This window comes from Actinoplanes sp. NPDC023936 (genome assembly GCF_040639325.1).
GTDB lineage: Bacteria > Actinomycetota > Actinomycetes > Mycobacteriales > Micromonosporaceae > Actinoplanes.
The window spans coordinates 70,140-88,604 of sequence record NZ_JBEZZR010000002.1; the positions used below are offsets into that span (position 1 = coordinate 70,140).

17 protein-coding genes and 1 tRNA gene are annotated in these 18,465 nt (G+C 69.4%); 6 read left to right on the top strand and 12 right to left on the bottom strand.

The annotated features are described in order from the left end of the window. Positions 1 to 47: 47 nt before the first annotated feature. The 7 genes from pknB to AB0F72_RS02660 form a co-directional block, all read right to left on the bottom strand. Positions 48 to 1,847: a Stk1 family PASTA domain-containing Ser/Thr kinase gene (gene pknB, locus AB0F72_RS02630; protein ID WP_360423990.1), complete on the bottom strand. Its 1,800-nt coding sequence runs from the start codon at positions 1,845 to 1,847 to the stop codon at positions 48 to 50. Beyond that, positions 1,844 to 3,205, bottom strand: coding sequence for a protein kinase (locus tag AB0F72_RS02635; protein ID WP_360423993.1), 1,362 nt, complete (start codon positions 3,203 to 3,205; stop codon positions 1,844 to 1,846). Before AB0F72_RS02635 ends, pknB begins: the two co-directional genes overlap by 4 nt. Position 3,206: 1 nt before the next feature. Next, on the bottom strand, positions 3,207 to 4,706 hold the full coding sequence (locus AB0F72_RS02640; RefSeq protein ID WP_360423996.1) for a penicillin-binding protein 2: 1,500 nt from the start codon (positions 4,704 to 4,706) through the stop codon (positions 3,207 to 3,209). Next, positions 4,703 to 6,160, bottom strand: coding sequence for an FtsW/RodA/SpoVE family cell cycle protein (locus AB0F72_RS02645; protein WP_360423999.1), 1,458 nt, complete (start codon positions 6,158 to 6,160; stop codon positions 4,703 to 4,705). The genes AB0F72_RS02640 and AB0F72_RS02645 overlap by 4 nt, the downstream gene beginning before the upstream one ends. A 77-nt stretch (positions 6,161 to 6,237) precedes the next feature. Next, positions 6,238 to 7,677: a PP2C family serine/threonine-protein phosphatase gene (locus AB0F72_RS02650; RefSeq protein ID WP_360424002.1), complete on the bottom strand. Its 1,440-nt coding sequence runs from the start codon at positions 7,675 to 7,677 to the stop codon at positions 6,238 to 6,240. Further along, the gene (locus tag AB0F72_RS02655) at positions 7,674 to 8,156 is read right to left on the bottom strand and encodes an FHA domain-containing protein (protein ID WP_014440162.1); all 483 of its coding nucleotides are present in this window, start codon (positions 8,154 to 8,156) and stop codon (positions 7,674 to 7,676) included. Before AB0F72_RS02655 ends, AB0F72_RS02650 begins: the two co-directional genes overlap by 4 nt. Positions 8,157 to 8,161: 5 nt before the next feature. Continuing rightward, on the bottom strand, positions 8,162 to 8,947 hold the full coding sequence (locus AB0F72_RS02660) for a DUF3662 and FHA domain-containing protein (RefSeq protein ID WP_014440161.1): 786 nt from the start codon (positions 8,945 to 8,947) through the stop codon (positions 8,162 to 8,164). A gap of 232 nt (positions 8,948 to 9,179) precedes the next feature. On the opposite strand from AB0F72_RS02660, the gene AB0F72_RS02665 reads away from it, so the two are divergent. The 3 genes from AB0F72_RS02665 (at position 9,180) to AB0F72_RS02675 (ending at position 11,136) form a co-directional block, all read left to right on the top strand. Next, positions 9,180 to 9,262, top strand: a tRNA-Leu gene (locus tag AB0F72_RS02665). Between the two features lie 232 nt (positions 9,263 to 9,494). Continuing rightward, positions 9,495 to 10,313, top strand: coding sequence for a WecB/TagA/CpsF family glycosyltransferase (locus tag AB0F72_RS02670; protein WP_360424006.1), 819 nt, complete (start codon positions 9,495 to 9,497; stop codon positions 10,311 to 10,313). 178 nt (positions 10,314 to 10,491) lie between these two features. After that, positions 10,492 to 11,136 (top strand): hypothetical protein, encoded by a 645-nt coding sequence (locus AB0F72_RS02675; protein ID WP_360424010.1) that lies wholly within the window; start codon positions 10,492 to 10,494, stop codon positions 11,134 to 11,136. A 50-nt stretch (positions 11,137 to 11,186) separates the two neighbouring features. Here AB0F72_RS02675 and AB0F72_RS02680 read toward each other — a convergent pair whose 3' ends face one another. Together AB0F72_RS02680 and AB0F72_RS02685 are read right to left on the bottom strand one after the other, a co-directional pair. Beyond that, the gene (locus AB0F72_RS02680) at positions 11,187 to 11,627 is read right to left on the bottom strand and encodes a hypothetical protein (protein ID WP_360424013.1); all 441 of its coding nucleotides are present in this window, start codon (positions 11,625 to 11,627) and stop codon (positions 11,187 to 11,189) included. A 147-nt stretch (positions 11,628 to 11,774) separates the two neighbouring features. Beyond that, positions 11,775 to 11,999, bottom strand: coding sequence for a DUF397 domain-containing protein (locus AB0F72_RS02685; RefSeq protein WP_360424016.1), 225 nt, complete (start codon positions 11,997 to 11,999; stop codon positions 11,775 to 11,777). A 719-nt stretch (positions 12,000 to 12,718) separates the two neighbouring features. Here AB0F72_RS02685 and AB0F72_RS02690 point away from each other — a divergent pair. Then, positions 12,719 to 13,021, top strand: a complete 303-nt coding sequence (locus tag AB0F72_RS02690; protein ID WP_014440156.1) for a hypothetical protein — start codon at positions 12,719 to 12,721, stop codon at positions 13,019 to 13,021. A gap of 9 nt (positions 13,022 to 13,030) precedes the next feature. Here the strand turns inward: AB0F72_RS02690 and AB0F72_RS02695 are convergent, their stop codons facing one another. Next, a complete protein-coding gene (locus tag AB0F72_RS02695) occupies positions 13,031 to 13,867 on the bottom strand; it encodes a PASTA domain-containing protein (protein ID WP_360424020.1) in 837 nt (278 codons plus the stop codon). 141 nt (positions 13,868 to 14,008) lie between these two features. On the opposite strand from AB0F72_RS02695, the gene AB0F72_RS02700 reads away from it, so the two are divergent. Beyond that, the gene (locus tag AB0F72_RS02700) at positions 14,009 to 15,583 is read left to right on the top strand and encodes a Hansenula MRAKII killer toxin-resistant protein 1 (protein ID WP_360424024.1); all 1,575 of its coding nucleotides are present in this window, start codon (positions 14,009 to 14,011) and stop codon (positions 15,581 to 15,583) included. A gap of 68 nt (positions 15,584 to 15,651) precedes the next feature. Here the strand turns inward: AB0F72_RS02700 and AB0F72_RS02705 are convergent, their stop codons facing one another. Both AB0F72_RS02705 and AB0F72_RS02710 read right to left on the bottom strand, forming a co-directional pair. After that, a complete protein-coding gene (locus tag AB0F72_RS02705) occupies positions 15,652 to 17,121 on the bottom strand; it encodes a glutamate--cysteine ligase (RefSeq protein WP_360424027.1) in 1,470 nt (489 codons plus the stop codon). Between the two features lie 177 nt (positions 17,122 to 17,298). Further along, on the bottom strand, positions 17,299 to 17,868 hold the full coding sequence (locus AB0F72_RS02710; RefSeq protein WP_360424030.1) for a YceI family protein: 570 nt from the start codon (positions 17,866 to 17,868) through the stop codon (positions 17,299 to 17,301). Positions 17,869 to 17,983: 115 nt separating this feature from the next. Here AB0F72_RS02710 and AB0F72_RS02715 point away from each other — a divergent pair, with 115 nt between their 5' ends. After that, positions 17,984 to 18,463: a MarR family transcriptional regulator gene (locus AB0F72_RS02715; protein WP_360424034.1), complete on the top strand. Its 480-nt coding sequence runs from the start codon at positions 17,984 to 17,986 to the stop codon at positions 18,461 to 18,463. Positions 18,464 to 18,465: the final 2 nt, after the last annotated feature.

Sequence of the window (18,465 nt, forward strand, 5' to 3'; positions counted from 1 at the left end):
AGAGAAGGCCGGTGTCCCGCACGGGACACCGGCCTTCTCGTGGCTGCTTACTGCTCGGTGCCGCCGCCCTCGCCCTCGCCGTCACCCTCGCCGGGGGGAGTCTCCCCGGTGGAGGGCTCGGCGCTCGGCTCCTGCGTCTGCGGCTCGGCAACGATGGTCAGGGTGACGTTGCTGCCCTTGTCGACCTTCTTGCCGGCTGACGGGCTCTGCTTCGCGACGTCGCCGGGAGTGCCGCCCTCGACCTGGATGATCGGGCCCTGGGTGCCGTTCAGGCCGGCCTGCTCGAGCCGGTCCTTGGCGACCTCCTGCGACACACCCGTCACCTCCGGGACGAGGGTCTGGGTGTTGTCGGAGACCTTCACGGTGATCGTGGTGCCGGGCTCGACCTCTCGGCCGGCACGCTCCACGGAGAGCACCTGGCCCTTCGGCTTCTCGCTGGCGACCTCACGGATGTCCACCTTGAGGCCCTGGGCGACCAGGGCGGCCTCGGCCGCGCTCGACGTGCCGCCGACCAGCCCGGTCGGCACCTTGACGTCGTCGGGCGCGTTGCACAGCTGGTAGCTGACCGCGGCGGTGGCCTCGATCTGAGTGTTCGGGTCCGGGGACTGCTTGATCACCGTGCCGGTGCAGTCCTTCTTCGTCGTCGGGGCCTGCGCGACCCGGTTGTTGAGGCCCTGCTGGTCCAGCTCCTTGCGGGCCTCCGCCTCGCTGAGACCCTCCAGGTTAGGCATCGTCACGGTGGCGACCGTCGGTGTGTCACCGGTGTTCTCGCGGTCCCGGCTCATCGCGAGCGCGACACCTAGGACGATCACGACCAGCACACTGAGCCCGGCCAGCACGGCCATCACCCAGGACGACTTGTTCTCCGGCTTGCCCTGCGGCGCCACCCCGGCCGGGACCGGACGCTGCATCGTGGTGGCGGCCTGCGGCTGCCACTGACGGGGGCCGGCGGTCATCGCCACGGTCTCGGCCTGGCTCATCACCGGGGTGGCCATGACCGGGCGGCCGGAGACGGCACGCAGCGCGTCGGCGCGCATCTCCTGGGCGGACTGGTACCGGTTGAGCGGGTTCTTGGCGAGCGCCTTCAGCGTGATCGCGTCGATGTCCGGCGGCAGGTCGCGGACGATCGAGCTCGGCGGCCGCGGGTCTTCCCGGACGTGCTGGTAGGCCACACTGACCGGGCTGTCACCGACGAACGGCGGGTGCCCGACGATCAGCTCGAAAAGGACACAGCCGGCCGCGTACACATCGGAGCGGGCGTCGACGGACTCGCCGCGGGCCTGCTCGGGCGAGAGGTACTGCGCCGTGCCGATCACCGCGCTGGTCTGCGTCATCGTCGTGGCGCCACTCGCGAGCGCCCGGGCGATGCCGAAGTCCATCACCTTGACCTGGCCGTTCTGCGTGATCATCACGTTGCCGGGCTTGATGTCCCGGTGGATGATCCCGTGCCGGTGGCTGAACTCCAGAGCCGCGCAGATGTCCGCGATGATCTCGAGCGCGCGCCGCGGCTGGAGACGCTGCTCCTGGGCGAGAACCTCCTTGAGGGTCCGGCCGCTCACGAACTCCATCACGATGAACGGGAGTCGCTCGCCGGCGGCGGAGGTCTCCTCGCCCGTGTCGTAGACGGCGACGATCGCTGGGTGGTTCAGAGCCGCCGAGTTCTGTGCCTCACGCCGGAACCGCTCCTGGAACGTGGCATCCCGGGCCAGGTCGGTGCGCAGCATCTTGATCGCCACGTCACGGCCGAGGCGCAGGTCGCGTCCGCGGTGCACCTCTGCCATGCCGCCGTAGCCAAGCAGCTCGCCGACCTGATACCTGCCACCGAGCAGGCGGGCCTGCGCCGTCATAACGTCTGTTGTCCTTCGTTCAGTCGGATCCGGCCGAGCTGGGCATCGGCCTTCATAAGACGGTACGACGCCACCGACACTGGGTCAGCAACCACGCCCGAGCGGAGGATAGCCGCAGAGCTGCTGTGATAGCCCAGCGTGCTGCCTACGGCGCTGCTGCCGTTGCCATCTCGTAATAGGAAAGAGATGACCCCGGCGCAGAGGAGAACGAGCAGGGCGAGCACCACGGCCAGCACGACCAGGACCTGGCGCCCGAAGGTGTTCTCCGGCTTCGCGGCCGGAGAGGCGGGAGGTGGATAAGCGTTGGCCGGCGGCCCGGACTGCGGCCGGTACGGCGGCGGCATCGGCCCCTGGTGCATCTGGGGTGACGGTGACGTCGGCACCGAGGCCGCGCCACGAGCGCCGGAGACCGGCCGCGGCACCGAGGCGCGTGCGGCCGCACCGGACTGGGGACGGGACTGCGGCGGCCCCGGGTTCCGGGGCTGCGCGTACGGCGGCGCCGAGTTCGGCGGGGAGGAGATCGGCGGCTGCACCGTGCTGGTCAGCGACGCGGCGGCCTGCCGGGCCACCGACGCCATCGCGGCGGCGCTCGGCCAGCGACCGGACGGGTCCTTGTCCATGGCGCGGTCCACAATGGCGCGCACGGCGGGCGGGATGTCGCCGGGCAGCGGCCGGGGCGTCTCCCGGACGTGCTTCATGGCGATCTCGATCGGGGTCGCGCCGTCGAACGGCCGGTGCCCGGAGAGGCACTGGTACGCGACGACGCCGAGCGCGTAGACGTCGGAGGCCGGCGTGGCGACGTCGCCGGCGGCCTGCTCCGGCGAGATGTAGGACGCCGTGCCGAGCACCGCGCCCGCCACCGTCAGCTGCCCGACGAGGGCCGAGCGTGCGATGCCGAAGTCCGTCAGAACCAGGGTGCCGTTCGGCCGTACCAGAAGGTTGCCGGGTTTGACGTCGCGGTGGACGATGCCGTTCGCGTGCGCTGCCTGCAACGCGTCGGCGGCCTGCGCGACGAGCGCCATGGTCCGGGCCGGCGTCAACCGGCCCACCCGGCTCAGCGTCCGGGAGAGGGCGTCGCCCTCGACGTACTCCATGACGAGGAACGCGAGCTGCTGGTCGCTGCCGTAGTCGTAGACGTCGACGACGCCCGGGTGGTTGATCGTGGCCATGGTCCGCGCCTCACCGCGGAACCGCTCGGCGAAGCCCGGCTCGTCCAGCAGGGCGGGCAGCAGGATCTTGACCGCGACGGTCCGGCCCAGCACCTCGTCGGTGCCACGCCAGACGTCACCCATGCCACCGCCGGCGATCCGCTCCTCCAAGCGGTACCGCCCACCGAGCGTGACCCCCGGGCGGATCATCTCAGTCCCCTCCCCGGCCCGCCGTGGCCTTCATGATGAGCCCGGCGATCCGGGCAGCCTCGGCGCTGGCGTGTCCACCGGGCACGTTCTCCAGCATGACGCAGACCGCCGAGACCGCCTTACCACTCTTGTCGAAGGCGAAGCCGATGAACCACCCGTGCGGGTTGGCACCCTCCGCGTTCTGGGCCGTACCGGTCTTGCCGCCGACCGTGAAGCCGTCGATCTGGGCCCGGGTTCCGGTCCCCTTCTCGACGACGCTGACCATCATGTCGCGCAGATCGTCGGCGACGCCCGAGGAGATCGGCTCGCGCAGCTTCTCCGGTTCCGCCGTGTAGATCGTCCGGCGGTCCGGGCCGAGCAGTTTCTGCACCAGGTACGGCCGCATCTGCCGGCCGCCGTTCGCCACCGTGGCGGCCATCAGCGCGCCCTGCAGCGGGGTCATCCGGACGTCGCGCTGGCCGAGCGAGGACTGAGCCAGCGCCGCGGTGTCGGTGGTGCCGTCCGGGTTCGCGATGTCGCCGGTCTTGCTGGCCGCGACAGTGAGGCCGGTCTTGCTGTCCAGGTCGCCGACCTTGATGGTGTCGTCCTCGAAGCCGAACGCCTTCGCGGTGTCCTTCACCTTGTCGGCGCCGAGCTCCACGCCGAGCCGGGCGAAACCGGTGTTGCAGCTCTCGGTCAGCGCCTCCTTGAGGGTGACCTGCCCGGTGGGGCAGACCTCATCCTCGGAGTTGCGGATCGTGGCGCCGCCCTCGCGGTAGACGCTGCCCGCCTCGATCTCGGTGGAGGTCTTGTAGCCGTTCTGCAGCGCGGCCGCCGAGACGATCACCTTGAACACCGAGCCGGGCGGCAGGGTCGCGCCGACCGCGCGGTTGATCAGCGGCTCGTCCTCGTCCTTGACCAGCTCGTTGTACGCCTTGGCAGCAGCTTCCGTGTCATGGCTGACCAGCGGGTTAGGGTCGTAGCTCGGCATCGAGACCATCGCCTGGATCGCGCCGGTGCTGGGGTCGATCGCGACCGCCGCGCCCTTTGTCACGCCGCGCTGGTTGTCGGTCATCTGCTTCCAGGCGACCTCTTGCGCCTTCGTGTTCAGCGACAGCACCACGTTGCCGCCACCGGGGTTGTCCCCGGTGAACATGCTGCTGAGCCGGTCCGCGAAGAGCTTGTCGCTGGCGCCGGAGAGGAAGTCGTTCTCGCTCGCCTCGATGCCGGTCGCACCGATGATCACGGGCTTGTAGCCGATCACCGGCGCGTAGATCTTCCCCTCGGGGTACGTGCGCAGGTACTTCAGCTCGTCGTCGGTCGACTTGTTCTGCGCGAGCGCCTGGCCGCCGGCCTCGATCACGCCACGCGGCGTCTCGTACTCGGCGACGGTGACCCGCCTGTTGAACTCGTGGGTGCGGTACTCGTCGGCCTTGTAGAACTGAACCCAGTTGAGGTTCGCAAAGAGCAGGCCGAACAGAACCAGGATGACCACGCCGGAGCGGCGCAGGGGTGCGTTCACGGCTTGATCACCTCCGTCATGGCGCCGTGGAGCTGGGTGGGTGCTTTCTTCGGTCCGGGCCGTTCCGGCCCGGCCCCGGTGGCCGGCTGGCGGGCCGCGTCCGAGATCCGCAAGAGCATCGCGATCAACAACCAGTTCGCCATCAGCGACGAGCCACCGGCGGAGAGGAACGGCGTGGTCTGACCGGTCAGCGGGATCAGGCCGGTGATGCCACCGAGGATCACGAAGACCTGCAGGCCGAGCGTGAAGGCCAGGCCACCGGCGACCAGCTTGCCGAAGGAGTCGCGCACCGCCAGGGCGGCCCGCAGGCCACGCTCGACGATCAGCAGGTAGAGCACCAGCAGCGCGGCGAGGCCGAACAGCCCGATCTCCTCACCGAGGCCGGCGAAGATGAAGTCGGTGCGCACCTCGGGCACCAGGCCGGGTGAGCCGGCGCCCGGCCCGCTGCCGAACAGGCCGCCGGTGCCGAGGCCGAGCAGGCCCTGCACCAGCTGGTAACTGCTGCCGCTCTCCCGCTCGTAGTTCGCCAGCGTGAACGGGTCCAGCCAGACCTCGGCCCGGTCGTAGAAGTTCGCGAACGGACCGCCGACCGACGCGCCCAGAAGGTACGCCACATAGACGCCGCCGAAGAACAGCAGCAAACCGATGATCAGCCAGCTGGCCCGCTCGGTGGCGACGTAGAGCGTGACGACGAAGAGCCCGAAGTACAGCAGCGCCGTGCCGAGGTCCTTCTCGAAGACCAGGACCAGGAGGCTCAGCAGCCAGACCGTGACGACCGGGCCGAGGTCGCGACCACGCGGGAAGTCGATGCCGAGGAAGCGCCGGCTGGCCAGCGAGAGCACTTCTCGTTTGCGAACCAGGTAGTACGCGAAGAACGAGACGAGGGCGAGTTTCGCGAACTCACCGGGCTGGATCGAGAACGACCCGAACCGGATCCACAGCCGCGCGCCGTTGACCTCGGAGATGCTGGGCGGCAGCACCGCCGGGAGCATCACGAGCACGATGCCGACCAGGCCCAGCGTGTACGCGTACCGGGAAACGATCTTGTGATCCCGGATCACCAGGAGCAGCACCGCCGCCAGGATCAGCGACGCGAGGGTCCAGGCCAGCTGGCGTCCGCCGGTGCCGGCGAAGATCCCCGGCTCAGGCTGTTTCTGCGCGATCGCGCGAGCCAGGTCGAGTCGGCGGAGGAAGGCCACGCCGATGCCGTTGATCAACGCGACGGCCGGCAGCAGCACCGGGTCGGCGAACGGCGCGGTGTAGCGAACCACCACGTGCAGCCCGACGAACAGGATGCCGACCAGCGCCGCCGGGATCCAGGACGTCATCCGGATCTCGTCGAACTGGTTGGCCTCCACTGTCGCGCCGAAGACGGCGACGATCGCCATGGCGAACACCAGGAGGCCGAGCTCGGCGTTGCGGCGTGTCTTCCATCCCGTCGGGATACGCGACATCTCGCCCGTGGAGGCGGGCGGCGGAGCCGGTACGGCGGGCGCGGTCAAAGATGAATCCCCAGACGTGTAGGCCGTGCTCAGTTGACGGTCCGGCAGCCGACCTGGTCGGCGGCGGCCGGGGTGCTTGCGGACGGTTGAGTGGCGGCGGCGGCCGGAGCCGTGACAGTGACACTCGCGGCGGCACTCGCGCCGGCACTCGCGGCGGCCGGAGCCGTGGCAGTGGTCGACGGCTTGGCGCTGCCCCCGACCGCGGGAGCAACCGAGCTCGTGGTGGCCGGCGCCGTGCTGGCGACGGCGCAGACCGGCTTCAGGTTCGAGTTGGTGGGATCGTCGGTGGTCAGCGAGGTGAGCGTGTTGCGGGCCTCGGTCTGGTTGCCCGCGTGGATGCCCTCCCTGACCCGCTCCTGGGCGACCGGGGTGAGGTCGTCGAGGCGAACCGCGCTGGTCTCGCTCACGGTGGACAGGTCAACGCCCGCGATCTGGCCGGGCACACCCTGGAAGATCGCCAGCTGGCCGGCCTCGGTCGCGCCGACGTAGTACTGCCCCTGGGTGTACTGCCAGCCGGCCCAGAGACCGCCGCCCAGCACACCGAGCAGCAGCAGGACCATCAGCGTGGTCCGCACCGGGTGGCCGGCCGGCTCGGGCTCGTACCCACTGCTCGTGGTCGGCTCGGGCTGGGCCGGGCGCGGCGGTTTGAGCGCCGCGGCACGGGCCGCCGAGGTCGAGCTGTCCGCGACCGTGGTGTTGCCCCGGTCGATCGACGCGGCGCCACCGACGATCGGGGCCTGCTCCATGATGTCGGCGTCGGTCGCGTCCGCGATCACCACGGTGATGTTGTCCGGACCGCCGCCGCGCAGGGCCAGCTGCACCAGCCGCTCGACACAGGCTTTCGGGTCGGCGAGCTCGCGCATGGTCTGACCGATGGTCTCGGCACTGACCACGCCGGAGAGGCCGTCGCTGCAGATCAGGTACCGGTCGCCCTTGAGCACCTGGCGCACCGAGTACTCGGGGTCGATGTCACGGCCGTCCAGCGCCCTGGTGAGCAGGGAGCGCTGCGGGTGGCTGCTCGCCTCCTCGGGACTGACCCGGCCCTCGTCGACGAGCATCTGGACGTACGTGTCGTCCTTGGTGATCTGCGAGAACTCGTTGTTCCGCAGGAGGTAGGCCCGGGAGTCACCGATGTGCACCATGCCGAACTTGCTGCCCGAGAAGAGGACAGCGGTCAGCGTGGTGCCCATGCCCTCGAGCTGAGGGTTGGCGTCCACGGTGTCGCGCAACTGCTGGTTGGCAGTGCCGACGGCGTGCCGCAGCGCGTCGACCATGGCGTCCCCGGGGACGTCGTCGTCGAGAGGCGCCATCGCGGCGATGACGATGTTGGACGCCACGTCACCGGCGGCCATGCCGCCCATGCCGTCGGCGACAGCAAGAAGCCGCGGCCCGGCGTAGACGGAGTCCTGGTTGAGGTCTCGGATCAGACCGCGGTCGCTCTGAGCGGCATAGCGCAGGGTCAGGGTCATGGCCGTAACTCGAGAGAAGTGCGCCCGATCCGGATCGGTACGCCAAGGGGGACTGGAGTGGGCCCGGAGACCTTACCGCGATCTAGGTAGGTGCCGTTGGTCGAGCCGAGGTCTTCGACGAACCACTGGCCATCGCGGGGGACCAACCGGGCGTGTCGCGCGGAGGCGAAGTCGTCGGTGATGACGAGCGTCGAATCCTCAGCACGTCCGATCGTGATCGGCGCTTCACCGAGTGTGATCCTCGTGCCGGCCAGCTGGCCGGCGGTCACGACGAGTTGCCGTGCCGCCTTACCGCGTTTCACCTTTGCCGGCCGGCCCGGGAGCACCGCGCCACCCACCCCCCGAGGGCTGGCGACGATGCTCTTGGACCGGGCACCGGAGAAGAGGTCCCGCCGGATCACCCCGACCACTGTGAACACGAAGATCCACAAGAGGACGAGGAAGCCGAACCGGGCGACGGTAAGTACGAATTCGGGCAAGGTGACTAGCCGTCCACTCGGAAGGTGAGCGTGGTCGTCCCGAGCTGGATCATGTCGCCCGGGTTCAGCGCGACGGCCGAGACACGCTGGCCGTTCACCATCGTGCCGTTCGTCGAACCGAGGTCGGTGAGCACGACCTGGTTGCCGTCGTAGTCGAGGCGGGCGTGCCGCCGCGAGATGCCGACGTCCGGCAGGCGCAGGTTCGCCTGGTCGCCACGACCGATCACGGTCGAGCCCATCTGCAGCGGGTAGGTGCGGCCGTCACCGGACACCAGACCGACGCTGCGCGGGCCGCCGTGGCCGCCGTGCGGCGGGTAGCCACCCTGCTGGTCGTAGGGCGAGTACTGCGGGCCGGCGTCGTACGCGGGCTGCTGCACCGGCGCGACCTCACCGCCGGTGTACACCTCCGCGGTGACACGGAACATACCCGTGTCCAGTCCGTCGCCCCGCTCGATCTCCACGATCACGTCGCCGTACACCGTCCAGGCCTGCTCACCGATGAACTCGGCCTGGGACTGCGCCAGCTCCTGCGCCAGAGCCGCGGCGTACGGCGCCAGCCGGCTGTGGTCGTAGGGCGACAGATCGATCACATAGCGATTAGGCACGAGGGTGCGGCCACCGGCGAGGATGGCCTTGTGTGCCTCGGCCTCCCGCTGCATGGCATTCAGGATCTCCACAGGGTGCACGACACCCTTGAACACCTTCGCGAAGGCCCCCTCGACAAGGCCTTCCAATCGCTTCTCAAAGCGCTGCAGCACGCTCACCGGCTCCTCCTCGGGTTCCGAGGACATGATGGTATCCGGCGGCCGCTTGCGCATCCGTAGCCCAAGAGCAGCCGGCACTTCTGACCCTCGTATGACGCCCCTCGACGTCGTGCTAATGTTTCCTGCGTCGCGGGGCGATATCAACTCGCTTGGTGACGTGCGACAGCGTAGTCTGTCGCAGCCAGTAACAAGAAGCAGGCCCAACCCGCCGGCTTCAGGCCAACGAGGTCATGTATATGATCTTGGCGGCAAGTCACATGGGGATGTGGCGGAATGGCAGACGCGCACGGTTCAGGTCCGTGTGTCCGAAAGGACGTGGGGGTTCAACTCCCCCCATCCCCACGAGTTGCAGGGGCCGTGTGTAGGCGGAAAGCGCCTACCGCGGCCCCTCGTCATTCCATCGGGGGGGGCCGAGCCCCCCCGAACCCCCCACGGTGCGTTTTCCTTGCGGTGGGTGGGTGGCTGGGCATCTTTTCCTCCGGTACGGGGTTATGCCTCTTGACCCTTAAGGGTGGGTCGGGGGTGGGCGTTATGCTCGCCGCCACTGTTGGGGTTTTAGGTCTGGGGTGGGGTCGTGAGTGTCACCGGGACTGTTCGGGGCAAGCGCAATGTGCTGGGCGTGCTTGTCGATGTGACCGATTACGCGACTGCCACTGAGCAGATTGTGGCGGCGGCCCGGGAGCACCGGGGGTTCGCGGTCACCGCTCTTGCCGTGCACGGGGTGATGACCGGGGTCGAGGATCCGGCGCATAATGCGCGGCTCAACTCCTTTGATCTTGTTACGCCGGACGGGCAGCCGGTTCGGTGGGCGCTGAACACGCTGCACGGCGCCGGGCTCACCGATCGGGTCTACGGACCCACCCTCACCCTCAAGGTGGTCGAGCGGGCCGCGGCCGAGGGCCTTCCGATTTATCTGTACGGGTCGACGCAGCCCACGCTCGACCGGCTCGTCCCCGCCCTGCTGGCGATGTTCCCGGCTCTGAAGATCGCCGGCGTCGAGGCCTCCAAGTTCCGGACGGCGCAGCCGGGTGAAGAGGTGCAGATCGCCGAGCGGATCAAGGCGTCCGGCGCGCGGATCACCCTGGTCGGGCTCGGCTGCCCGCGGCAGGAGGTCTTCACGTACGCGATGCGGCCGCTGCTCGACATGCCGCTGCTCGCCGTCGGCGCCGCCTTCGACTACCACGCCGGCCTGCTGAAGAACCCGCCCGCATGGATGCAGAAGTACGCCCTCGAGTGGCTGTGGCGCCTCGGCCTCGAGCCCAAGCGGCTGTGGAAGCGCTACATCATCCTGAACCCGAAATACCTGAGCCGGCTCGCCGCGCAGAAGCTCGGCCTCTGGAAGGCCACGCCGCCTGCGCCGGCCACCGAGCCGGTCCACGGGTTCGCCGTCTGATCATCGCGGGTCCGGCACCCGACACTGGGATGCGGATCACTCGAAGATTGATGGGATAGGTCCACATTGCCCACCGGGCCATGGACGATGCGTGTCCGGCCCGGTGCGCAGCGTAGTACCAGCGTCCCCTACGGGTGTGCGTTCCGGGCATATCCCGGTTTCGGCACGCCGTGAATCGGTGAACGCTATCGATGTGGACACCGTTGTGGACATCATCCTGATCGGCACCCTCGCCGCCGTCTGGCTCGCCGCCGGACTGCTGGTCGACGGGCTGCCCACCGCCGGCACGGCCAGCGAACTGCGCCGCCGCGCCGTACTACTCACCGCACTGGTCGGCATCGGCTCCGCGGCGTTCGTCGCGGTTCCCGTCATCACCGGACTGGTACCGGGCATCTCCTCGGCGCCGACTGCCGCGCTGCTTCCCGCCGTACCCGCTCTGATCGTTCTGACCGCGACACTGCGCCGCCTCGCCTGGGTGCGGCGCGGAGCCGGCGCTTTCGCGACCGCGCCGCTGGCGCCGGTGCCTCCGGCCCTCCGGGCCGCCGCCGCACATCCGCTGGTCGCCGCGCCGCTGCAGATCACCGGCGTGGCCGCTCTGGTCGGCATTCCGATCGCCGCGCGACTCGTCGAGGTGCCTGCGGGGGGCGCCTCGGCCGCCGCCGGCATGGCCATCACCGTTGTCGCGGTCGCCGTCGTGGCGATCGGGATCCGGGCCGGGCTCCGGCACAGCCGCTTCGCGCCGCTGGTGATGGCGCCGCTGGGCCGCCGTGAGCTGAACCGCCCCGGTGCGGTCCGGAATCACGTCCCGGCCGGCGCCCGCTGAGTTTCCACCGGCTGGCCGTCAGTGCTCGCACTGCGAGCCAGCCGGGCTCCTTACTGCCGCTTCGCCTCCTGCACGTAAAGCAGCTCCAAGATGGACCGGGCCGCTTCGAACCAGCGGTCCAGCCAGTCGGAGGGCGGCAGCGAGCCGCGCGTCGGCAGTTCGTGGAGCAGCCCGCGCAGCAGCGGGTGATCAGCCATCGACTGGCTGGACGAATCCGCCCAGGTGCTCGCGGAGAAGACCGGCTCGGTCAGACCCTGCAGGTCCAGGGAGGGAAGCTTGGCCGCGCGATCCAGCGCGCTGGTCGGCTCGATGCTGTGCGAGCGGCCGGGCGAGCGGGTCGGCAAGCCCGAGCTGGTACGGGACAACAGTTCCCCGTCGGCATCGCCGGTCAGCGCGTCCCGCCGGTTCTGCCGGTACGCGCTCACACCACCGCTGAACCGGTCCTGCGCTGTCGACGAACCGCTGCTGAGGTTCTCGGAGCCAATAGTCATCTCTCTGCCTTGCCTCGTTCGGTGAAATCGCCGGTGAGCGCGGTCCGGCCCGCGCTTAAGGCAATCAACGAGGCGACTCCCGCCGGGCGACGGGAAAATCGGGCAAATGACTACGGCCGGCTCGCTTGAGCCGGCCGTGGTCAACGGTCAGAGATCGAACTCGCCGTCCTTGGCTCCGCCGACGAACGCGTCCCATTCGGCAGTGGTGAAGATCAGTGCGGCGGCCGCCGGGTTCTGGGAGTCGCGCACCGCGATCGCCTCGCCGACGAACGCCACCTCGACGCAGTTGTCACAGTCCGAGCCACTCCGGGTGCTCTTGAACCACTCGGCGCGGCTCAGGTCGACCCGCAGGCCCTTCGTCTCGAATTCCACAGTGTCTCCTCCGCGGCATCTCGATCATCTCGGGTGGGCGGACCACGGGCTCCTCGGTTGCTCGCCTTGCCGCCATCGAGCACTGCCCAGAGATCGATTGGATCGTCCTGAATCAGTAACGACCGCTTTCCGGTACGGACGCGGACTCCGTGGGCGATTGCCGATCACTTCATCCCATCGGGCAGGACAAATGGGACGAATAGCGCCCGACAGGCCCACCGCCGAGCCTCCGGATAGACGTTTACGCTGCTCACAGCGACTCACGGGGCCATTGTCGGCATCGGTGGCTATTGTCCGGGATAGTGGTTCTCGCATTGGCTGTCGCAGCTTTCCTCGTCATCGCGATCTCGCCACCCGGACGGGGATCGGTGAGCCGGCCCCATGATCACAGAGGATCACGGAAGGCTGACATGCAACTTGCATCGACGGAACCGGTGGTGCAATCTTTCCGTATGGCTTGCATCACTTAACGTTCTTGAGTGAAGCGCCCAAGTCTGGCATTACACACCAAAATGACGTCCGAAACGGGGCGCCGAGCCACTGGCAGTCCTACGTGGACTCCCTACCTTGATGTGGGTGGCGCGATCGGCGATGGTGACGTTCCGCAACACTCTTCGATGGTTGGCACAGTCGAAGGGTTGCAAAGGTGCATCAACGGGGCACACTGGTGCATCTGTCACAAGAGTCCACCACACACGAGTCTCAGGGCAGGAGATGACGTGGTTCTTCCTCGGTCCGGTGATGTCATCCACGTGACAAAGGCGGCGAGCGTCCAATTCGCATCACCGATGCTGTTCCGGGTCATCCGGGTGCACGACTGGCCGACGTACGAGGGCTGGGTTTGGCTCGATGGCTACGAGCTCAACTCGGCCGGTGACGCGGTCGAACGCCGCTCCATCTTCGTGCAGGTCGCCGGTCTGCGGCCGGTCGGAAAGGCGCCGGATCCACGGGCACGCAACGCCCGTCAGCCCGCCGCCCGCCCGGGCGTGACGCCGGCCCGGACGCTGCGCACCAACCGCTGACCCGCTGGTTCAGTCCCCGCCGACCTCGCCGGCATCCCCGGCCGGCGTGGTGGTCGCGGTGGCTGCCGGGCTGGTCGCGGGCGCGGCAGCGACGACCAGGGTGATACGCGTGTCGGAGGGCACGAGGCTGCCCTCCGGCGGATCGCTGTTGATCACCGTGCCCGGCTCCGCGTCGCTCTCCCGCTGGATGACCCGGAACGTCAGCCCGGTGCGCTGCAGTGCGGCCTGCGCGTCCGCCAGCGGCATACCCCGCAGCGCCGGCACCGTGACCTCGGCATTCGCCGGATCGGTGGTCGGCTCGGTGGTGGTCAGCGGCGGTGATGTCGTCGCGGCGGTCGTGGTGGTGGCGGACGTGGCCGGCGCCGATCGGGCAGCCGTCGTCGACACCGTGGCCGGGGTCGTCGCGGGCGTCTCGGTCTCCCCGCCCGAGCTCCGCACGATCATCGCGATGCCGAAGCCGAGAAGCCCGAGCAGCACCAGCGCGGCGCTGCCTACCGCGATCGGCGCCCACCAGCGGCCCCGCGGCTCGCGGGGAGCGGGGTCCGCCCAGTCGCTCTCGTAGAACTCGGTGCCCGGTCGTGGCGGCCGCACCTCGGCGCGGCCGGTCCAGATCGCGTTGTCCCGGTCATCCGATCGGGGGTCACCGGACGGCTGAATTCGCGTGGCGTCGGCCGGCGTTTCGATCCTCGTCTCGTCCGTGGCTTCGTCGGCGGGCGGGTTCACGGCCTGCATCGGCCTGGTCTCGTCGGGCGCGTTCACGGCCTCCATCGGCCGCGTCTCGTCCGGCGGGCTTGCGGACTCCGTCGGGCGGGTCTCGTCCCGCTCCGGGGGGCGCTCGTCGGCCATCGCCGGTTCCCTTCGGTCCGCACGTCCGTGCTCGTCGCAGCGTCAAGGTATCGAATCTTGGGTCTACACGCAGTTTTCCGGCGGAATGCAACCTTGCCAGGCGTTTCACAGACATCGGTGGGTACCAGTACAGTGCGCGGCATGGCCGAGAAGGGCTGGACATCACAGGCCGCCACGGCGGCCGGAATCGCGGCCGGCGCGGGTGCCGCGCAACTGGGCCTCGGCTACGGCCTGGGCGTGCTCGTGTGGCCGGTCACCGCCACCGAATCGGACAGTGTCTGGCTGGGCAGCCTCGGCTGGGCCACCTGGATCACCGCGAGCGCGACAGTCCTCGGCGCGGTCATCGCCGGCCGGCTCCGCCCCGATCGGACCGGCCGCTGGCGCGGCCTCTGGCGTTTCGCCCTCGCCGCATCCTCCGCCGCCGGCGCCCTCGTCGCGGTCGCGCTCGTCGCGCTTCCGGCTCGATCAGCGGTACGGTCCGATGCAGTGTCCCCACAGCTCATGGCGGGTGGATACGCCCTGGCCGGCCTTATCGCCGGCCTGATCGTCGCGTTCTGGGCCGTCTCGTCGGTCCCGGTCGCCGCCAACCTGATCGGCACCGCGCTGTGGCTGTGGACACTGGCGGTTGCCGGCGTGGTCACCGAGTTGCTGACCGGCCGCGACATCGCCACCTATTTGACCAGCTGGCAGTTCGTCGAATCGGTGAGCCCGATCCGGTACGGCGGCATCTACTGGCCGAGCGCCCTGCTCACCCTGACCGCAGCGTTCATCATCGGCCTGATCGCCGCCTGGCCCGCCGCCCGCCGCGGCGAGACCGGGTTGGGCACCGCGATCTCGGGCGCGGTCGGCCCGCTGCTGGTCGCCTTCTCGTTCCTGGTCCTGGCACCCCAGCTGACCACGGCCACCGGACCGTTGCAGTCGGCGTATCTGATCGCGCCCTACGCCGTCCTGGCCGGCTTGGCGGGTTCCGCGCTGACCGCGGCGATCGGCCAGTCCCGCCAGTCCCGGCGGGCCCGCCCCGACCTGTACCCGGTCACCGTCCCGCCCACCGGGGAGGACGACGCCGAGGAGCACTACGCGGCCCATCCCGCCAGCACCGCCGGCGACGAACCGGCTCCCGAGGCGAACACCGGAAGCTCACGCCGGCCCGCACCGACTCCCCGGCAGCCGCCGCAGGCGGGACCCAAGCCCGTGACCGCGCCACCGCAGGCGGGGCCCAAGCCCGTGACCGCGCCACCGCCGACGCCGACCCCGATCGGTCCGCCGCCGTCGGCGCCTGCGGGTTCACCCACCCGTCCGGTGGCCGCCACACCGTCAGCTCCGCGAACTCCCACCAGCGCCACCACTTCGCCGAAGGCGACCGGCCGCGCCACTCCCACGCCGACAGAGGGACCGGCCACAAAGGACAACCCACCCACTCGCGACAAATCGGCCACGCAGGGCGGCCCGGCGGCGCAGGGCGGCCCGGCGGCGCAGGGTGGCCCGGCGGCGCAGGGTGGCCCGGCGGCGCAGGGTGGCCCGGCTGCCTACGCCGACCCGGAGATCGCGGCGGCCGCCCGCCCGAGCCGCAACCCGGCAAAGCGAAGCACCGGCCGCAAGGGCGACAACGGAAAGCCCGAGGGAAGCGCCCCCCGCTCCACGATCACCCCGCCCCCGGCAAACCCCGAGGTCGCCCGAATCAATCCTTCCCCCGAGGACAAAACGCCCGGAAAGTAACGCGCACCGCGCTCCACCAGCCGCACGGACACCCTGTTCGTCGTCCACCGCGAGAAGGCGTCACCGCGTCACCGCCAGGTGTGGACCGGTTCGTTGTGGCGCTGCAGCTCTACGTACCGCTGGGTCATCTCTCGCACCGCGGCTTCTCGGCCCAAACCCCGCTGCTCGGCCGCGCACACCGCCTCGACCTGCCACCTCGACCCGTTGCGGCGGGTGCGGCACCTCTCCTCGATCACGCCGAGCAGGCGATCCCTCGTCGTGGGCTCCACTCCGAAGCGGTCCAGGCCGGCATGCGCGAGTTCCAGCAACTCGCCCAGCACCAGGTCGACGACCGGGACCTCACCACGCCCGGGCCAGCGGATCACCGCCTCGATGCCGTGCCGGGCGCCGATCTGGAAGTTCGCCGCGGCGTCGGCGAACGCCAGCCGCTCCCAGACCGGCGACTCCGCGGCGGCCATCTCCCGGACCAGCCCGAAGTAGAGCGCCGCGTTGGCGAGCAGGTCGACGACGGTCGGGCCGGACGGCAGCACCCGGTTCTCCACGCGGAGGTGCGGCCGCCCGTCCGCCACGTCGTAGACCGGTCGATTCCAGCGGTACACGGTTCCGTTGTGCAGACGCAGTTCGTACAGGCCGGGGACGGTGCCGGTGTCCAGGGCCCGGACCGGGTCCTCGGCGTGGAGCTCCGGGAGCAGCGGCGGGAAGAACTGGACGTTCTCCTCGTACAGGTCGAGGGCCGAGTCGATCCAGCGTTCACCGAACCACACGCGGGGGCGTACCCCCTGCGCCTTGTATTCGTCGGGGCGGGAGTCGGTGGCCTGTTCGAAGAAGGCGATCCTGGTCTCCGCCCAGAGTCTCCGCCCGTACAGATAGGGGGAATTTGCTCCTAATGCGACCTGGATCGCGGCAATCGCCTGGCTGGCGTTCCACGATCGCGCGAAGGTCTCCGGCGTGACCTGGAGGTGGAACTGGACGCTGGTGCAGGCGGATTCGGGAGCGATCGATTCGCTGGTGGTGCGCAGCCGTTCGGCGCCCTCGATGTCGATCCGGAACTCGTCGCCACGGGACGCGACAAGTTCCCTGTTCAGGGCGGTGAAGCGCGCGCCGACGGAGAGGTTCTCCGGCACCAGGTGGGACTGCGTGAGGGTGGGGAGCATGCCGATCAGTGCGAGACGGCTCTCGTTCTTGCGAGCGCACTCGGCGGCGACCCGCAAACCATCCAAAATTTCGCTTTCGTACGCATCGAGGCCGTCCCCCGCGATAGGCCGGGGTGGCACGTTGAGCTCGAGGTTGAACTTGCCGAGCTCCGGCTGGAACCGCGGGTCGCCTAAATCCGCCAGTATCTGGAAGTTCCGCATACTGGGCCCGGCATCCCCATCGACCAGATTGATCTCGATTTCCAAGCCAGTCATCGGAGCCGAGTCGCCGAACGCTGCCGTATCAAGCATCCGGCCCAGCGCGTCGAGACAACCGCGCAGCTTGCGGCGGAACGCGACCCGGTCCTGCACGGAGAAGACGGCGTTCACCACATCCTTGCCCATGTGCCCTCCCGGGGTTGGCCGGCGGACGAAACGGACGTCGATCACCGCTCTGTGAACGAACACTCGCGTTCGGTACACACTGCCACCCTCGACCGGCGACCGCCACACACGACAACGCGCCGCCCGGATGCCGGACGGCGCGTTGACGAAGCGGCGCGAGAGGCGCGAGAGGCCGGATCAGGCCTGCAGGATCGCTTCGCCCTCGATCTCGATCTTGATCTTCTTGCCGATCATCACGCCACCGGTCTCCAGGGCCATGTTGTAGGTCAGGCCCCAGTCCTCCCGGTCGATCTCGGTGTGCGCGCTGAAGCCGAAGAGGTGCTGCCCGTAGGGGCTGGTGGTGGCGCCCTCGAACTCGACGACCAGCTCGACGGGGCGGGTGACGTCCTTGATGGTGAGCTCACCGTCGAGGACGAACTCGGCGCCCGCGCGGGACTTGATCCCGGTGCTGCGGAACTCCATCGTCGGGTACTTCTCGGCCTCGAAGAAGTCACCGGTACGCAGGTGGTTGTCCCGGTCGACCTGGCCGGTCTCCACGCTGGCGGTCTTGATCGACGCGGTCACCGAGGAGTCGAGCGGGTTCTCGCCGATGGTGATGGTGGCGCTGGCCTCGGCGAACTGGCCGCGGACCTTGCTCACCATGAGGTGCTTGACAACGAATCCGACACGCTTGTGAGCGGCGTCCAGCTCGTAGGTGCCGGCGGCCGGGATCTGCAGACCCTCGAACTCACGAGTGCTGACGGTCATGACTGTTCCTTCTTTCGAAACCTGAGCGGGATGCCGGTGCGGCAGTGCTTGTCTGACGGAGCAACTATATGCGCTGCAATATTCCCCCTGTCAAGTGCCTGCTACTGTTGATCGTGTGAACACCGACCTGAACGACCCACGTCTCACCGCGATCGGCCTGCTCGCCGAGGCGTACACGGGCCTGATGAACCGCCTGGCCAGTCAGTTCGACGAGCACCGGGTGTCCCCGGTCGAGTTCGAGGTGCTGATGCGCCTCGCCCGCTCGCCCGGAAACCAGCTGCGGATGACCGATCTCGCAGGTCAGACGACGCTCTCCACGAGCGGCGTGACACGTGTCGTCGACCGGATGGAACGCGGCGGCCTGGTCCGGCGGGAGGCATGCGCGACGGACCGGCGCAGCTCGTACGCGGTGATCACCGAGGCCGGCCGGCAGCGGCTCGACGAGGTGCTGCCGGGGCATCTCGAGCTCGTCCAGCAGTGGTACGTCGGCTTGCTCTCCCCGGAGCAGCTCGACCAGACGCTCGGCTCACTGCGCACGATCCGCGATGCGGTAAACCCGTGCGCAGTGGCCGGCAGTGAGGAGGCGGCGGCCTGACC

Excerpts from the sequence above, each read along its gene's own strand:
- pknB (WP_360423990.1), bottom strand. The coding sequence starts at position 1,847 with ATGACGGCGCAGGCCCGCCTGCTCGGTGGCAGGTATCAGGTCGGCGAG.
- AB0F72_RS02635 (WP_360423993.1), bottom strand. The coding sequence starts at position 3,205 with ATGATCCGCCCGGGGGTCACGCTCGGTGGGCGGTACCGCTTGGAGGAG.
- AB0F72_RS02645 (WP_360423999.1), bottom strand. The coding sequence starts at position 6,160 with ATGTCGCGTATCCCGACGGGATGGAAGACACGCCGCAACGCCGAGCTC.
- AB0F72_RS02650 (WP_360424002.1), bottom strand. The coding sequence starts at position 7,677 with ATGACCCTGACCCTGCGCTATGCCGCTCAGAGCGACCGCGGTCTGATC.
- AB0F72_RS02660 (WP_014440161.1), bottom strand. The coding sequence starts at position 8,947 with ATGTCCTCGGAACCCGAGGAGGAGCCGGTGAGCGTGCTGCAGCGCTTT.
- AB0F72_RS02680 (WP_360424013.1), bottom strand. The coding sequence starts at position 11,627 with ATGACTATTGGCTCCGAGAACCTCAGCAGCGGTTCGTCGACAGCGCAG.
- AB0F72_RS02695 (WP_360424020.1), bottom strand. The coding sequence starts at position 13,867 with ATGGCCGACGAGCGCCCCCCGGAGCGGGACGAGACCCGCCCGACGGAG.
- AB0F72_RS02700 (WP_360424024.1), top strand. The coding sequence starts at position 14,009 with ATGGCCGAGAAGGGCTGGACATCACAGGCCGCCACGGCGGCCGGAATC.
- AB0F72_RS02705 (WP_360424027.1), bottom strand. The coding sequence starts at position 17,121 with ATGGGCAAGGATGTGGTGAACGCCGTCTTCTCCGTGCAGGACCGGGTC.
- AB0F72_RS02710 (WP_360424030.1), bottom strand. The coding sequence starts at position 17,868 with ATGACCGTCAGCACTCGTGAGTTCGAGGGTCTGCAGATCCCGGCCGCC.